The organism is Bradyrhizobium sp. Ghvi, from assembly GCF_900115265.1.
Lineage (GTDB): Bacteria > Pseudomonadota > Alphaproteobacteria > Rhizobiales > Xanthobacteraceae > Bradyrhizobium.
In genome coordinates, this window is sequence record NZ_FOVU01000001.1 from 885,114 (window position 1) to 901,975 (window position 16,862).

At 64.2% G+C, this 16,862-nt stretch carries 11 protein-coding genes; all 11 read left to right on the plus strand.

What is annotated here, in order from left to right:
- Window positions 1-31 precede the first annotated feature (31 nt).
- The 11 genes from BM374_RS04140 (at window position 32) to BM374_RS04190 (ending at window position 16,810) form a co-directional block, all read left to right on the plus strand.
- The gene (locus BM374_RS04140) at window positions 32-1,768 is read left to right on the plus strand and encodes a putative bifunctional diguanylate cyclase/phosphodiesterase (RefSeq protein ID WP_177248079.1); all 1,737 of its coding nucleotides are present in this window, start codon (window positions 32-34) and stop codon (window positions 1,766-1,768) included.
- Between the two features lie 284 nt (window positions 1,769-2,052).
- Complete coding sequence (locus BM374_RS04145; RefSeq protein WP_092289260.1) at window positions 2,053-3,495, plus strand: sigma-54 interaction domain-containing protein; 1,443 nt, start codon at window positions 2,053-2,055, stop codon at window positions 3,493-3,495.
- Window positions 3,496-3,946: 451 nt separating this feature from the next.
- The gene (locus tag BM374_RS04150) at window positions 3,947-5,257 is read left to right on the plus strand and encodes an MFS transporter (RefSeq protein WP_092289261.1); all 1,311 of its coding nucleotides are present in this window, start codon (window positions 3,947-3,949) and stop codon (window positions 5,255-5,257) included.
- 107 nt (window positions 5,258-5,364) lie between these two features.
- Window positions 5,365-7,407: an acyl CoA:acetate/3-ketoacid CoA transferase gene (locus BM374_RS04155; RefSeq protein ID WP_092289262.1), complete on the plus strand. Its 2,043-nt coding sequence runs from the start codon at window positions 5,365-5,367 to the stop codon at window positions 7,405-7,407.
- A 111-nt stretch (window positions 7,408-7,518) separates the two neighbouring features.
- A complete protein-coding gene (locus BM374_RS04160) occupies window positions 7,519-8,703 on the plus strand; it encodes a substrate-binding domain-containing protein (RefSeq protein ID WP_092290227.1) in 1,185 nt (394 codons plus the stop codon).
- Window positions 8,704-8,884: 181 nt separating this feature from the next.
- On the plus strand, window positions 8,885-9,649 hold the full coding sequence (locus tag BM374_RS04165; protein ID WP_092289263.1) for an ABC transporter ATP-binding protein: 765 nt from the start codon (window positions 8,885-8,887) through the stop codon (window positions 9,647-9,649).
- Window positions 9,646-10,368, plus strand: a complete 723-nt coding sequence (locus BM374_RS04170; RefSeq protein WP_092289264.1) for an ABC transporter ATP-binding protein — start codon at window positions 9,646-9,648, stop codon at window positions 10,366-10,368. Before BM374_RS04165 ends, BM374_RS04170 begins: the two co-directional genes overlap by 4 nt.
- Window positions 10,365-11,375: a branched-chain amino acid ABC transporter permease gene (locus BM374_RS04175; protein WP_092289265.1), complete on the plus strand. Its 1,011-nt coding sequence runs from the start codon at window positions 10,365-10,367 to the stop codon at window positions 11,373-11,375. The genes BM374_RS04170 and BM374_RS04175 overlap by 4 nt, the downstream gene beginning before the upstream one ends.
- Complete coding sequence (locus BM374_RS04180; protein WP_177248080.1) at window positions 11,372-12,457, plus strand: branched-chain amino acid ABC transporter permease; 1,086 nt, start codon at window positions 11,372-11,374, stop codon at window positions 12,455-12,457. The genes BM374_RS04175 and BM374_RS04180 overlap by 4 nt, the downstream gene beginning before the upstream one ends.
- A gap of 242 nt (window positions 12,458-12,699) precedes the next feature.
- Complete coding sequence (locus BM374_RS04185) at window positions 12,700-15,741, plus strand: bifunctional diguanylate cyclase/phosphodiesterase (protein ID WP_502689410.1); 3,042 nt, start codon at window positions 12,700-12,702, stop codon at window positions 15,739-15,741.
- A 1-nt stretch (window position 15,742) separates the two neighbouring features.
- Window positions 15,743-16,810, plus strand: coding sequence for a sensor domain-containing diguanylate cyclase (locus tag BM374_RS04190; protein ID WP_092289268.1), 1,068 nt, complete (start codon window positions 15,743-15,745; stop codon window positions 16,808-16,810).
- Window positions 16,811-16,862: the final 52 nt, after the last annotated feature.

Below are 16,862 nucleotides of genomic sequence, written 5' to 3' on the forward strand. Positions count from 1 at the left end.
GCGCGCTGAAACAACAAGATTCATGAATTCTATGAACGACAACGCATACGACGGCGCGAACGAAGCCGAACTCGGATTTCTCAAGGAAATCGTTAGAATGCTGCCTGCCGGCCTGACCGTGCAGGACGCGCAGGGCAAGCTTCTACTGGTTAACGATCTGGCGGCGTCGCAGCTCGGCATGGACGGCAGCCGCCCCTCGCCCGATCTCGCGCCGCGCCGCGAGGCTTGCCAGCAGGCCCTCAGGTCCGGCCAACCCGTCACCTCGGAGGAAGCGCTCCACCACGGAGCCGCACGCCAGGTGCTGCTGACTACACACCGCCCGGTCCGCCACGCCGGACGCGAGCTGTTGATCTCGGCCTCGTCCGACATCACCGAGCAGAAGAATTTCGAGGACCAGCTGTTCCGCTCGGCCTATTTCGACGAGCTAACCGGCCTGCCCTCGCGGCGCGTGATCGAGCATCGCTCCAACAGCCTGCTCGCGCGCGATGGTGCCGACGAACGATTTGCGCTGGCCTTTCTCGATGTCGACAATTTCAAGCACATCAACGACTATTACGGTCATGCCGTCGGCGACGCACTGCTGGCCGAGCTGGCGAAGCGGCTCGGGCGAGACTTGCGCGATTCCGACATGCTGTCGCGCATTTCCGGCGACGAGTTCCTGCTGCTGCTCTCACCGATCCAGAGCCAGGAGGAAGTCGCCGAATTCATGCAGGCGACGTTGCAGCGGCTGACCGCACCCTTCTTCATCGACCATTCCGAGATCTTCGTCTCGACCTCCGTCGGCATCAGCATCTATCCCGAACACGGCCGCAGCTTCGAGACGCTGCGCCAGAATGCCGACATCGCGATGTATCGCATCAAGAACGACGGCAAGGGATCCGCCGCTTTCTTCGATGCCGGTATGGAGCGCGAGGCGCTGGCCCGGATGAAGATCGAGCAGTCGCTGCGGCTCGCCATCCTCGAGAAGCGCTTCTGCTGCGCGTTCCAGTCCAAGGTCGACATCCGCACGCAAGCCGTAAAGGGCATCGAGGCCCTTGTTCGCCTGCGTGACGACGAAGGCGTGATCCAGGCGCCCGGCTCGTTCATCGATCTTGCCTGCGAACTCGGGCTGATCGACGAGCTCACGCACCTGGTGCTCGCCGAGATCGTCAAATCGATCGATTCGATCAACCACACCTTCGGCGCGGAAGCGACCATCAGCATCAACGTCGCTGCCAAGCAGGCCGGCAACCCCGAATTCATGCGCAGTTTTGCGCAGGCGCTGGAGGACACCGGCTTTCCGCAACGCTTCATGATCGAGGTGACGGAAGACGCCTTCGTCGCCAAGAATCACTTCCAGTCCGGGATCCTGCCGCTGTTCCGCAAGCTCGGTGTCGGCATCTCCATCGACGATTTCGGCATCGGCTATTCCTCGCTCTCGGCGCTCGCCGACATCACTGCCGACGAGATCAAGATCGACCGGTCCTTCATCACCGACATCCACAAGCGCCCTCGCAGCCAGGGCATCTTGCGCGCAATCGAATCCTTGAGCGAAGCCCTCGGCATGACCGTGATCGCCGAAGGTCTCGAATCCTTCGAGGAGCTCGCCTATCTCCAGGCTGCCACCAAGATCCGCTACGCGCAGGGCTATTACTTTTCCCGACCGATCTTCCTGGAGGAGCTGAAGCTCGCCAGCCCGGTCTCAAGCGAGGCGCGCGGCAACGTGGCGAGTCGGCCGGCGCAGCAGAATAGGCAGGGTTATTCGCGGGCGAGCGGATACCGGCGGTAAAGGCGCGGCCCTGAAGCTGCGCGTCGGCACAGACAGCGCTGCGCCTACCCAGATCAGCTCCGTCATCCCGAGGCGTGAGGCCCGCGATGCGAATGCATCGTGGGGCGAGCCTCGACGGATGCACGGCCGAGCTGCCAGCCGGGCCGTCGCCCTTCGAGGCTCGCCCTGCGGCACGCCGCAGGACGAGCACCTCAGGGTGACGGGGATAGACCTGAGACGTCCATTTTTCCCTTTGAAATTACTTGGCTTTTGGTAATAACAGGCGGACCTCCCCGAGGCACGCCATGCCCAGCACTTCTCCCGATGTCAGCGATCCCGCCTATGTCCGCGCGCGGGCAATGGTGACGTTGTTCGAGCGGCTGGAGCATCTGTGCGAAGGCGCGATTGCGATCGACCGTCGCGGGCGGGTCATCTACGTCAACGAGAAGTACCTCACCTCGCTCGGTCTCAAGCACACATCCGAGGCAATCGGGCGGCCGATCGAGGAGGTCATTCCAAACAGCCTGATGCGGAAGGTGGTCGAGACAGGCGAGCCGATCCTGCTCGACATCATGGAGCTCGGCGGCGAGCAGCTCGTGGTGACGCGCATGCCGATCGAGGACGAGCAGCGCAACGTCATTGGCGCGATCGGCTTCGTGCTTTATGACCATCTGGAGAGTCTCAAGCCGCTGCTTTCGCGCGTCGCCCAGCTCGAGAGCGATCTGCGGCTGGCGCGACGGCAATTGTCGAACCCCCGCGCGGCACGCTTCACCTTTGCCGACTTCGTCGGCAAGACCTCAGGGATCGCACAGGCCAAGGAGCTCGCAGGCCGCGCCGCCCGACAGAACGTCACCGTCCTGCTTACCGGCGAAACCGGAACGGGCAAGGAGATGCTGGCGCAGGCCATCCACAACGCCTCCTCCCGCGCCGAGAAGCCGTTCGTCAGCGTCAACGTCGCCGCTATCCCCGACACGCTGATCGAATCGGAGTTTTTCGGCACCGCGCCCGGCGCCTACACCGGTGCAGACCGCAGGGGTCGCGAGGGAAAGTTCCGGGTCGCCGACGGCGGCACGCTGTTTCTCGACGAGATCGGCGAGATGCCGCTGCAATTGCAGGCCAAGCTGCTCCGCGTGTTGCAGGAGCGCGAGATCGAGCCGCTCGGATCGGACAAGATCTCGAAGGTGGACGTTCGCGTGGTCGCCGCCACCAATGTGGACTTGCGCAAGCGCGTCAGCGACGGCGCGTTCCGGCCCGACCTCTATTACCGCCTCAACGTGCTCTCGATCGACCTGCCGCCCCTGCGCGACTGCCTTGGTGATCTCCCCGAGATCAGCGCCCGGCTGCTCGAGGACATCAGCGCCTCCGGCGATTATGTCAGCGCCAAGATCACCCCGAGCGCGCTGTCGGCGCTTGCCCGCTACGATTGGCCGGGCAATGTCCGCGAGCTTCGCAACGTCCTGGAGCGCGCGCTGATCCTGAGCGATTCCGGGCGGCTCACCGGCGACGACTTCGCCCGCATCCTCCCCGTCGGCACGGATGCGAGGCCGGCCTCGACGATGCGGGCGGCTGGCATGGTCGTGCCCTATGCCGAGGCCGAGGCGGAATTCGAGAAGCACACGCTCGAACAGGCGCTCGCCGCCAGCAACGGCCAGATCTCGGAAGCCGCAAAGCTGCTCCAGATCTCGCGCGCGACCTTCTACAAGAAGCTCGCCAAGTTCGGCCTCACGACGGGGGCGCCGCCGGTCTGAGATCGTAGATCCGGATGGAGCGGTAGCTGTCGCCAAACTCTCGGTGTCGTCCCGGACAAGCGTAAGCGCAGATTCCGGGATCCATAGCCACAGGATTGAGTTTGGCAGACTCGCAGTTGTCAGCTCGCGCCGCATTTCTTCTTGGGTTTAAGGATCCCGGATCGGCGCGCGCTTGTGGCGCGCTTGTCCGGGACGACAGCGGAGTAAATGGCTCGCCGTCGTGCGCTCCGCTCAGGCGCCGTAACCCGTCTGACTTTCGAGACTCCTCGTGTCACGAGTCTCGGATTCCTGACACTGCGATCGACCTGCCTTTTCCGCGTGCTACGCTGAAATTGCCGGGATTTGAGCCAGTTTGCTCATCGGCGCCGCATCTGGCGCGGACCTTGCTCTTCGCTTTTGCACAATGACGCATGTTGCACATGCGCATTCGCAAACCAGGGAGGACGCAAGGATGAGTGACGCGATCTCAGTCCATCAGCTTCAGGCGAGACAGCCCTCGCACGTCACGGTCGCCACCGCGAGCCTGATCGGCACGGCGATCGAGTGGTACGATTTTTTCCTCTACGGCACCGCCGCGGCGCTGATCTTCAACAAGCTGTTCTTTCCGACCTTCGACCCGATGATGGGGACGCTGCTGGCGTTTGCGACCTATGCGCTCGGCTTCATCGCGCGCCCGCTCGGCGGCGTCGTGTTCGGCCATTACGGCGACAAGATCGGCCGCAAGACCATGCTGTACCTGACGTTGCTGATCATGGGTGCGGCGACCGCGGCCATCGGCTTCCTGCCGACCTACGAGACCGCCGGCATCGGCGCCGCAATCCTGCTCGTCACCTGCCGCTTGGTGCAGGGCTTTGGCTTAGGAGGCGAATGGGGCGGAGCCGTGCTGATGGCGGTCGAGCATGCGCCGGAAGACAAGAAAGGTTTCTACGGCAGCTGGCCGCAGCTTGGCGCACCGCTCGGCCTCGTGCTCGGCACGCTGGTGTTCTCGGTGGTCTCGGCGCTGCTGACCGATGCCCAGCTCTATGCCTGGGGCTGGCGCATCCCGTTCCTGTTCTCGATCGCGCTGGTGCTGGTCGGCCTGTGGATCCGCTTCACCATCGCGGAATCGCCTGAGTTCCAGAAGGTCAAGGACACCAAGCAAGAGGTGAAGATGCCGATCCTCGAGGCGATCAGGATGTACCCGAAGAACATCCTGCTCGCGATGGGCGCGCGCTTTGCGGAGAACGGCTTCTTCTACATCTACGCCACCTTCGTGCTCGCCTTTGCGACGCAATCGCTCGGCATGAACAGGCAGGACATGCTCAACGGCGTCTTGATCGCAGCCGCGATCGAGACCTTCACCATCCCCGCCTTCGGCGCGCTGTCCGACAAGGTCGGGCGTCGGCCGATCTACATCTTCGGCGCGGTGTTCTCGGCGCTGATGTCGTTCCCGCTGTTCATGCTGCTGTCGACCAAGAACCCGAAACTCGCCTGGATCGCGATCGTGCTGGGCCTCGCCATCGGACACGCCGCGATGTACGGCCCGCAGGCGAGCTTCCTGTCGGAGCTGTTCGGCACCAAGGTGCGCTATAGCGGCGTCTCGCTCGGCTATAACCTCGCCTCGATCTTCGCCGGCGCGCTGTCGCCGTTGATCGCGACAGGCCTGATGACGGCCTATGCGCCGGCAACCTGGCCGATCTCGCTCTACATGGTCGCACTCGCGATCATCACGGTGGTGTCGGTCTACTTCGCCACGGAAACACGCAAGATAGTTCAGTCCTGAATTCGGCTCTTGCCGCGGAGCGGCCTGTTCCAAGGCCGCCTCGCGCGCTAGACTTCGTTCAAAGCAACAACAATAGCGTGCGATCCACTGAGATCGGGAGGAATGCCGTGAGCCAGCATCCCGCTTTGCCCTATTTACCGACCTCGGAGAAAGGCAAGGTCGTTACGGCCGCCGAAGCGGTCATGCTGATCCGCGACGGCGACACGGTGGCCACCGGCGGCTTCGTCGGCATCGGCTTTGCCGAGGAAATCGCGATCGCGCTGGAGGAGCTCTATCTCTCCCATGAGGGCGATGCGCCCTATACGCAAGGCAAGCCGCGCAATCTGACGCTTGTCTATGCCGCGGGCCAGGGCGACGGTAAGCATCGCGGCCTCAACCATTTCGCGCATGAAGGCCTGGTCCGCCGCGTCATCGGCGGGCATTGGGGGCTTGCGCCGAAACTGCAGCAGTTGGCGATCGCGAACCAGATCGAGGCCTACAACCTGCCGCAGGGCGTGATCACGCATCTGTTCCGCGACATCGCGGCACACCGGCCAGGCCATGTCACTCGCGTCGGCATGGGGACCTTCGTCGACCCGCGGCACGGCGGCGGCAAGCTCAATGCGCGCACCACCGAGGACATGGTGGAGCTGATCACGATTGGGGGCGAAGAGTGCCTGCTCTACAAGACGTTCCCGATCAATGTCGGCATTATCCGCGCCACGACTGGCGATCCCGACGGCAACCTCACCATGGAGAAGGAGGCACTGACGCTGGAGGCGCTCGCCATTGCCATGGCCGCGCACAATTCCGGCGGCATCGTCATCGCGCAGATCGAGAGGGTGGCCGAGAGCGGCAGCCTCAATCCGCGCCAGGTCAAGATCCCCGGCGTGCTCGTCGACTGCGTCGTCGTGGCCAAGCCTGAGCATCATTGGCAGACGTTTGGCACGCAATATAATCCGGCTTATTCCAGCGAGATCCGGGTGCGCGCGGCATCGCTCCCCGAGATGCCGATGAGCGAGCGCAAGATCATCGCCCGTCGCGCGGCCTTCGAACTCAAGGCCAACAGCGTCGTCAATCTCGGCATCGGCATGCCCGAAGGGATCGCCTCCGTTGCCAACGAAGAGCGGATCATCGACCTGATCACGCTGACGGCCGAGCCGGGCGTGATCGGCGGCATTCCCGCAAGCGGCATCGACTTTGGCGCCGCGATCAACACCCAGGCCGTGATCGACCAGCCCTACCAGTTCGACTTCTATGACGGAGGCGGGCTGGACGCCGCCTTTCTCGGCCTCGCGCAGGTCGACCACAGCGGCAATCTCAATGTCAGCAAGTTCGGGCCGAAGCTCGCCGGCGCCGGCGGCTTCATCAACATCAGCCAGAATGCCAAGGAAGTTGTGTTCGTCGGCACCTTTGCCGCGGGCAAGCAGCGGATCGCGGTCAGCGACGGCAAGCTGTCCATCCTGGAGGAGGCGAAGTCCCGCAAATTCGTCGAACATGTCGAGCACGTCACCTTCAGCGGGCCCTTCGCCGCGGCGCGCGGGCAACGCGTGCTCTATGTCACCGAGCGCTGCGTGTTCGCGCTGAGCCCCGACGGGCTCGAGCTCACCGAAGTCGCGCCCGGCATCGACATCGAGCGTGACATCCTGCGCCTGATGGATTTCAAACCGTTGATCCCCTGCGATCCCGCACCGATGGATGCACGCATCTTCCGCGACGGCCCCATGGACCTGCGCGAAAGGCTCCTGACCATCCCGCTCGACCAGCGTTTCACCTTCGACGAGCAGCAGAACCTGTTCTTCGTCAATCTGGAACGCTATCCCCTGCGCAGCAAGGCCGAGATCGACGAGATCGCACGGATTGTCGCGGCACGGCTCGCCCCGCTCGGCCGCAAGGTCTACGCCATCGTCAATTATGACAACTTCTCGATTCTGCCGGAGCTGCTGGACGATTATTCGGCGATGGTACGCAACCTGGTCGACCGCTTCTATGCCGGCGTTTCGCGCTACACCACATCAGGCTTCCTGCGCATCAAGCTCGGCGAGGCGCTGGAGAAGCGCGGCGTCGCGCCGCATATTTTCGAGAGTGCGGACGAGGCGCAGTCGGAGTGGCGTCAGGTCGAGGGCGCGCCTCCAATATCCGGCGAGGCGCCCACTGCGCGGCAGGCCTAAAAATGATGCATGCTCGTCTACAGGTACAGTCAACCGGAAGGTTGAATTGCAAAGTTCACACGCTTGTGCAAATCGCTGTTGCCGAGAAACTTCAAATCAGGAGGGACCATCGTGCGTCGTTCACTCATCATAACAACAACCATTCTCGGCCTGGCCGCGGCGAGTGCCGCGCACGCCGACGACCTCAAGGTCGCGCTGATCTACGGCAAGACCGGTCCGCTTGAGGCTTATGCCAAGCAGACGGAAACGGGCCTGCAGATGGGCTTCGAATACGCCACCAAGGGCACCATGACGGTCGACGGTCGCAAGATCGTCATCATCACCAAGGACGACCAGGGCAAGCCGGACCTTTCCAAGGCCGCGCTCGCGGAAGCCTATCAGGACGACAAGGCCGACATCGCGATCGGCACGACCTCCTCGGCCGCAGCGCTCGCCATTCTCCCCGTCGCCGAGGAGAACAAGAAGATCCTGATCGTCGAGCCCGCAGTCGCGGACCAGATTACCGGCGAAAAATGGAATCGCTACATCTTCCGCACCGCGCGCAACTCCTCGGAGGACGCGATCTCCAACGCGGTCGCGATCGGCAAACAGGGCGTCACCGTTGCGACGCTGGCGCAGGACTACGCCTTCGGCCGCGACGGCGTCGCCGCCTTCAAGGAAGCGCTTGCCAAGACAGGCGCGACGCTCGCCGCGGAAGAATACGCCCCGACCAACACCACCGACTTCACCGCGGTCGGCCAGCGCCTGTTCGATGCGCTGAAGGACAAGCCCGGCCGCAAGGTGATCTGGGTGATCTGGGCCGGCGCGGGCAATCCGCTGGCGAAACTCCAGGACATGGACCCGAAGCGCTACGGCATCGAGCTCTCGACCGGCGGCAACATCCTGCCGGCGCTCGCCGCCTATAAGAGCCTGCCCGGCATGGAGGGTGCGACCTATTACTACTACGACATTCCGAAGAATCCGGTGAACGACTGGCTCGTCGCCGAACACCAGAAGCGGTTCAAGTCGCCGCCTGATTTCTTTACTGCGGGCGGCTTTGCCGCAGCCATGTCCGTCGTGACCGCCGTCACCAAGGCCAAGTCGACCGACACCGAGAAGCTGATCACGGCGATGGAAGGCATGGAGTTCGACACGCCGAAGGGCAAGATGGTGTTTCGCAAGGAGGACCATCAGGCGCTGCAGAGCATGTATCACTTCAAGGTCAAGGTCGATCCGAACGTCGCCTGGGCCATTCTCGAGCCGGTGCGCGAGCTGAAGATCGAGGACATGGACGTTCCGATCAAGAACAAGCGCTAGGTGCTTCACCTCTCCCTCCCGGAGAGGTCGCGCCGAAGGCGCGGGTGAGGGATTCCGCTCCCTCGCGGGACCTGAGCCCCTCACCCGATTAGCACTGGACGATGCTTCGCATCGCCAGGAGCAAATCGACCTCTCCCCTCCGGGGAGAGGTGAACGGATAGACTCAACCCGGTTTGCAAGAATGACCCTCTCGCTCGAAACCCGCGATCTCACCATCCGCTTCGGCGGGCATGTCGCGGTCAACAATGTCAGCTGCACGTTCCGCCCGGGCGAGCTCACCGCGATCGTCGGGCCGAACGGCGCCGGCAAGACCACCTATTTCAATCTGATCTCGGGCCAGCTGCGGGCCTCGAGCGGCAGCATCCTGTTCGACGGCACCGACATCACCCTGCAGTCCGCGCCGCTGCGGACCCGTGCGGGCCTGGGGCGCGCGTTCCAACTGACAAATCTCTTTCCGAACCTGACGGTGGAGGAGAACGTCCGCCTCGCGGTGCAGGCGGCGAGCGGCACCCACTATGACATGCTGCGGCCCTGGATGGTCCGCCGCGATCTAGTCGCGCGTGCCGATGCCATCCTCGACCAGGTCGCGCTCGGCAACCGCCGCAGCGTCGCTGCGACTACGCTGTCGCATGGTGACCAGCGCAAGCTCGAAGTCGCGCTGATGATCGCACTGGAGCCAAAGGTGTTCATGTTCGACGAGCCGACCGCCGGCATGAGCATCGACGAGGTGCCCGTTGTCCTGAACCTGATCGCGCAGCTGAAGCAGGACAAGAGCAAGATCATCCTGCTGGTCGAGCACAAGATGGACGTGGTGCGCTCGCTCGCCGACCGCATCATCGTGCTGCACAACGGCCAGCTCGTCGCCGATGGCCAGCCCGCCGAGGTGATCGCCTCGCCGGTCGTGCAGGAAGCCTATCTCGGCGTCGCACCGAAGAGTGCAGCATGACGGACCTGCTCAAACTCTCCGGTGTGCACACCAATATCGGGCGTTATCACATCCTCCAGGGTATCGACCTCGCCGTGCCGCAGGGGCAGGTCACGATGCTGCTCGGGCGCAACGGCGCCGGCAAGACCACAACGCTGCGCACCATCATGGGCCTGTGGCAGGCCTCTTCCGGCGAGATCACGTTCGGCAGCGAGCGCATCGAAAGCCGCGCCACGCCCGACATCGCGCGGCTCGGCGTCGGCTATGTGCCGGAGAGCATGGCCGTGTTCTCCGACCTCACGGTGAAGGAGAATCTGGTGCTGGCGGCGCGCGACGGGCCGCTCGACGACACCCAGCTCGACTGGATCTTCGGCTTCTTCCCGGCGCTGCGCCGGTTCTGGCTGTCGCGCGCCGGAAGCCTCTCCGGCGGGCAAAAACAGATGCTATCGATCGCCCGCGCCATCATCGAGCCGCGCAAGCTGCTGCTGATCGACGAGCCGACCAAGGGATTGGCGCCCGCCATCGTCATGGCGCTGATCGAGTGCCTGAAGGAGATCAAGCGCAAGGGTGCGACGATCCTTCTGGTCGAACAGAATTTCTTTGCCGCGCGCGAGCTCGGCGACAGCGTGCTGGTCATGGACAACGGCACCATCGTCCATCGCGGCGAGATGGCTGATCTCGCCGCCGACGTGCCGCTGCAGGAGCGGCTGCTCGGCCTGAGCCTGGAGGCACACCAGTGACCGAACTCGCCGCATCCGATCCGCTGCCGAAGCCGAAGCGCGACATCGCGCCGATCCTGCTGCCGATCGCGCTCGCCCTTCTGATGATCCCGCTGATCGGCTCGACCAGCTCCTGGCTGACGCTCACCGCCGCGAGCCTTGCCATGGGCATGATGATCTTCATCATGGCCTCGGGGCTGACGCTGGTGTTCGGGCTGATGGACGTGCTGAATTTCGGCCACGGCGCCTTCATCGCAGTCGGCGCTTACATCGCAACGCTGGTGTTCGCGCCGTTCGCGGCCTCGGTGCAGGCGGATTCGCTTCTAGTGAACCTCGCGGTGCTGGCGCCGGCGGCGCTGCTGTCGATGGCCGTCTCCGGCGCCCTCGGCCTCGTCGTCGAGCGCGTGCTGATCCTCCCCGTCTACGGCCAGCACCTGAAGCAGATCCTGATGACGACGGGCGGCCTGATCGTCGCTGAACAGACGCTCTATGCACTGTGGGGACCGCAGATCATCCCGATGCCGCTGCCGGCCTCGCTGCGCGGTTCCTTCATCCTCGGGGATGTCGCCATTGCCAAATACCGTGTGCTGGCGATGTTCATCGGCCTCGCGGTCTTCATCGCGATCCAGCTCGTGCTCAACCGCACCAAACTCGGCCTTTTGATCCGCGCCGGCGTCGAGAACCGCGAGATGGTCGAGGCGCTGGGCTATCGCATCCGCCGGCTATTCCTCGGCGTATTCATGACGGGATCGGCGCTCGCCGGCCTTGGCGGGGTGATGTGGGCGCTCTATCGCGAGCAGGTCCACGCCTCCATGAGCGACGAGCTCACGGTCTTGATTTTCGTCGTCGTCATCATCGGCGGGTTGGGGTCGATCGGCGGCTGCTTCATCGGCGCGATCCTGGTGGCGATGGTCGCAAATTACGGCGGCTTCCTCGTGCCGAAACTCGCCCTCGTCTCCAACATCCTGCTGATGGTCGCCATTCTGATGTGGCGGCCGCGCGGCCTCTATGCGGTGACCAGCCGATGATGATCCTCTCAGGCGACCCGCCGCGCAGCCGCGTGCTCACGCTCGTTCTCGTCGTCATCATCCTGGCGCTGGCCGCGACGCCATTCCTGTTTCCGGGCGCGAAGGCGCTGAACGTGGCGGCCAAGATCTGCGTGTTCGCCGCGCTGGTCGCCTCTTACGATCTGTTGCTCGGCTATACCGGCTCGGTGTCGTTCGCGCATACGATGTTCTATGGCATCGGCAGCTACGCGATCGCGATCGCGCTGTACGGCATGGGTCCGAATTGGGCGGCGGTCGCGACCGGCATCGTGGTCGGCCTGCCGCTGGCGGCGCTGCTTGCGCTCGCGATCGGCCTGTTCTCGCTGCGGGTTGCCGCGATCTTCTTCGCCATGATCACGCTCGCGGTCGCCTCCGCCTTTCAGGTATTGGCGTCGCAACTGTCCTGGCTGACAGGTGGTGAGGACGGGCGCAGCTTCCAGCTCCCCGAGCTGCTGCGTCCCGGCACGGTGCTGATCTCGAAAAACATGTTCGGCTTCGAGATCAACGGCCGCATCCTGACCTTCTACCTGGTGTTCGCGGTCTCGGCCATGATGATCCTCGCCCTGCTGCGCGTGGTGAACTCGCCGTTCGGGCGCGTGCTACAGGCGATCCGCGAGAACCGCTTTCGCGCCGAAGCGCTCGGCTTTCGCACCGTCTTTCACCTGACCTACGCCAACTGCCTCGCCGCGCTGGTCGCCGCCGGCGCCGGCGTCCTGAACGCATTGTGGCTGCGCTACGCCGGGCCGGACACCTCGCTCAGCTTCTCGATCATGCTCGACATCCTGCTGATGGTCGTGATCGGCGGGATGGGGACGATCTACGGAGCGATCATCGGCGCCACCATCTTCATCCTGGCGCAGAACTACCTGCAATCGCTGATGGGCGTCGCCTCCAAGGCTGCGTCGGAAGCCGGTCTGCCGCTGCTGCCGGGACTGCTCCACCCCGACCGCTGGCTGCTCTGGCTCGGGCTGCTGTTCATCGCCAGCGTCTATTTCTTCCCGAGCGGCGTGGTCGGACGGCTGCGCCATGGCGGCGGCGACAAGGGCGTGGGCACGTCGCATTAAGCTTCGATTAACGATGCAGCGCAGCGTTGGTGATGGCCTCCGCACAAGCATTGCGTGATTCGCGCTGCGCTGCACGGTGATGCGCTACGCAACCTGATTAATGCTTGGGTAACTGGCTTTCCTAAGCTTTGTGCCATTTCTGCGGTGTATTTTTGTTCCCTGAGGGGGAGGAAATGCACGACCTATTTTCAGGCATGGCATCCAGACTGTCGCGAACCGCAAGGGATGGCTGGGACGCCGCCATGCGGCGTGGCCCGGTGCTGTGGCTGACACTCTCGGGCGCATTGCTGGTCGCCGGCATATTCGCCGTGACCGCGATGGCCGTCGGCGAGTTTCGCGAGCGCACGCTGACCAATCGTGAGCGCGATCTGGAGAACACCGTGCAGCTGATCGCGCGCCACTTCGATCAGCAGTTTGAAGATTCCGATGCGGTCGCGGCCGATCTGATCGGACAGATGCGCCTTCCGGACATCACCTCGCCGCAGATGTTCCGCGAACGCATGTCGGGAGACGATGCGAACCAGATGCTGCGCAGCAAGGTCAGCGCGGTGTCCTATTTGGGCGACATCGCGGTCTACGACGTCGACGGCGACCTGATCAACTGGTCACGGGCCCTGCCGCTGCCCAAGATCAACATCTCCGCGCGCGCTTACTTCCAGACCTTCAAGACCAATCCGATGGCAGAGCCCGTGCTGCTGGAATCGGTGCGCAGCTTCATCATGAAGAAATGGACCACGGTCGTCGCGCGCAGGCTGAGCCTGCCTGACGGAACCTTCGTCGGGGCGATGGTCCGGCGGATCGACCCTGACAGCTATCAGCAGTATTTCGCATCCGTGGCTCTTGCGGAGGGGACCGCGATTTCGCTGTTCGACCGCGAAGGCAAGATGCTCGCCCGCTATCCGAACAATGAGGAACTGATCGGCAAGAGCTTCAAGGATGCGCCTCTGATAAAGAAGGTGCTGGCCAAGGGTGGCCGGCAAACGCTTCGCATCAAGAGTGTGCTCGATGGCGGAGAACGCCTCGGCTCGGCGGCATCGCTGACGCATTTCCCTCTGATCATCGCCGCCACCAACACCACGGCGGCGGCGCTCGCAGACTGGCGGCAGCAGACCGGCTTTATGGTCACGACCGCGGCGCTTTCCGCCACCGTGATCGCGCTGATCCTCTATCTGATCATTCGTCAGATCAACCGGCAGAACCGCGACGCTCAGCAGCGGCTGGAAGCGGAACGGCTGCGGCTCGACACCGCCTTGAACAACATGACACAGGGGCTGATCCTGCACGATGCGAGCGGCACCATCGTCACCTGCAACCGCCGCTACGTCGACATGTTCGGCCTCTCCCATGACGTCATCAAGCCCGGCTGTCATATCCTCGAGGCGATGTACCATCGCAAGGAGTGCGGCGCCTTCGACGGCAACGTCGAAGACTTCTGTGCCGATGTGATGCGGGTCGTGGCCGAAGGCACGGTTTCTACCAGAACTCATCTGCTGCCCAACGGCCGCGCGTTCCAGGTCATCAATACCCCGCTGGCTCAGGGGGGCTGGGTCGCCACGATCGAGGAAATCACCGAGCGGCGCAACCTCGAGCAGGAACGCGATCGCAACTACACGTTCCTCCGCGAGATCATCGACCACATCCCGTCGCAGATCACGGTGAAGGACGCCCGAACGCGGCAATATCTGCTGGTCAACCGGATCGCCGAGGAGGTCCTTGGCGAAGCAGGCAAGACGATCGTCGGCAAGACCGCAGCCGATCTCCTGCCCGAAACGGACGCCCAGGTCGTTACACGCGACGATGACACCGTGCTGCAGTCGCCAGACCGATTGCTGCAAAGGGAGCAAAGCTGGAGAACGCCGACTGACGGGCAACGCCATACCATTTCAAAGCGCATCGGTATCTGCGACGACGCCGGCGCTCCCCGCTACATCATCAACGTCATCGAGGACATTACCGAGCAGCGGCGGACCGCGGAGGAGATCGAGCATATGGCGCATTACGACGCGCTGACCGACCTTCCCAATCGCACGCTGTTCCGCGAGCAGATCGAGCGCGAGCTCGAGAAGGTCGCCGGCGGGGGGCAATTCGCGCTGCTCTACATCGACGTCGACGAGTTCAAGGGCATCAATGATTCACTCGGCCACCATGTCGGCGACGAGCTGCTGAAGGCGATCGCGGGCCGCATTCGCGCCTGTCTCAAGCCGGGCGATCTGATCGCGCGGCTCGGCGGCGACGAATTCGCGGTGATCCAGAGCGGAATCGAATCGTCCGCCGACGTGCTGGCCTTCGTGACGCGGATTCACGAAGCGATCCGCCGCCCCTATCATTGCCTCGGGCACCAGCTCTCGACCGACGCAAGCATCGGCATCGCGCTGGCGCCGCAGGACGGCACCGATCTAGACCAGCTCGTCAAGAACGCGGACCTTGCAATGTACGGCGCCAAGGCGGAAGGGCGACGCACCCATCGCTTCTTCGTGCCGGAAATGGATGCGAGCGCCAAGGCCCGCCTCACGCTGGAGCAGGATCTGCGCCAGGCGCTGGTCAATGGCGGCTTCGAGATCCATTACCAGCCGCTGGTCAATCTGCACACGGGCGTGGTCTCCGGTTGCGAGGCGCTGCTGCGCTGGCGCCATCCCCAACGCGGCATGGTATCGCCGGCCGAATTCATTCCGATCGCCGAGGACACCGGGCTGATCAACGAGCTCGGCGACTGGGTGTTGCGCACGGCCTGCAACGAGGCCGCGACCTGGCCCGCCCATGTCCGCCTCGCGGTCAACGTCTCGCCGGTGCAGCTCAAATGCGACACGCTGGCGCTCCGGATCGCCGGAGCCCTCGCTGGCTCCGGGCTCGATCCGCGCCGGCTCGAGCTCGAGATCACCGAAGCGGTGCTGATCCGCGACGACGATGCGGCGCTCTCGATCCTCCACCAGCTCCGCTCCATCGGCGTGCGCATCGCACTCGACGATTTCGGCACCGGCTATTCATCGCTGAGCTATTTGAAACGCTTCCCGTTCGACAAGATCAAGATCGACCGCTGCTTCGTGGCCGACATCGCCGAATCCAGCGGATCACCCGTGATCGTGCAGGCCGTGGTGAACATCGCCTCCGCCAGCAACATGACCACGGTCGCCGAAGGCGTCGAGACCGAGGCGCAGCGCGAGCTGCTGCGTTCGCTCGGCTGCACGGAGATGCAGGGCTATCTGTTCAGCAAGCCGAGGCCGGCCGCCGAGGTACGCGAGCTGTTCGGCCCTGATGATGCCATGCCCGTGGCGGCGGTGGCCTGAGATGACAAAGCTCACCAAGGCTCCCCCCGACACTGTCGACGTGGCGGATTCCTACGCGGTGCGGCTGATGCAGCATCTGGTGGTGCCGACCTTCGTGATCGACCCGAAGCGGCGCGTCGTGATCTGGAACAGGGCCTGCGAGCGGCTGACCGGCGTTGCCGCCTCCGAGGTGATCGGCACCACCAAGCATTGGCAGGCCTTCTACGAGACCAAGCGCCCTTGCCTCGCCGATCTGGTCGCGCTCGACCGGCCCGAGCAGCTACCGGAGTTCTATCCGGAATATGCCGCGCGCGGCCACAACGGCCTCGGCTTTTCCGCGGAGAACTGGTGCGTGATGCCGAAGCTCGGCAACCAGCTCTATCTCGCGATCGACGCGGGCCCCATCCACGACGAAGCCGGCAATCTGATCGCCGTGGTGGAGACGCTGCGCGACCTCACCGACCAGAAGCGCGCCGAGATGGCGCTGAAGGAGCTCGCCACCAAGGACGGGCTGACCGGGCTCTCGAACCGCCGCTCGTTCGACCAGATGCTGATGAGCGAATGGGCGCGCGCGCAGCGTACGCAGAAGCCGCTGGCGCTGCTGTTCGTCGACGTCGACCATTTCAAGCTGTTCAACGACCAGCACGGCCACCAGACCGGCGACGAGTGCCTGCGCGCGGTCGCCGGTGTCGTCAGCCGCCATGCGCAGCGCCCGCTCGACCTTGCCAGCCGCTACGGCGGCGAGGAGTTCGCGCTGATCCTGCCGGACTTGAGCTGGGACGATGCCTGCGCCATCGCCGAGGAGATCCGGCGCGCCGTCATGGCCTTAGGGATCGTCCACGGCGCCCCTGGGGCCGGCAACCACGTCACGCTCAGTGTCGGCGTCGCCAGTCACGTCCCCGGCGAGACCGACAGCGGCCCCGACCGGCTCTTGGGTGCGGCCGACCAAGCGCTCTATGCCGCCAAGCGGCTCGGCCGCAACCGCGTCGTCTGCTCCGAGCGGGTCTTGGCCGAATTCGCAGGCCTCGGCCGGGACGATGTGGCGGTCACCGGCCAGGTTCCTGGCCCCGCCTCGCGAAAATCGGCCTGAAGCGCGGGCTCATCCCGCGGCAAGACCGGTTGCCCGCCCCTCGCCATTAGGC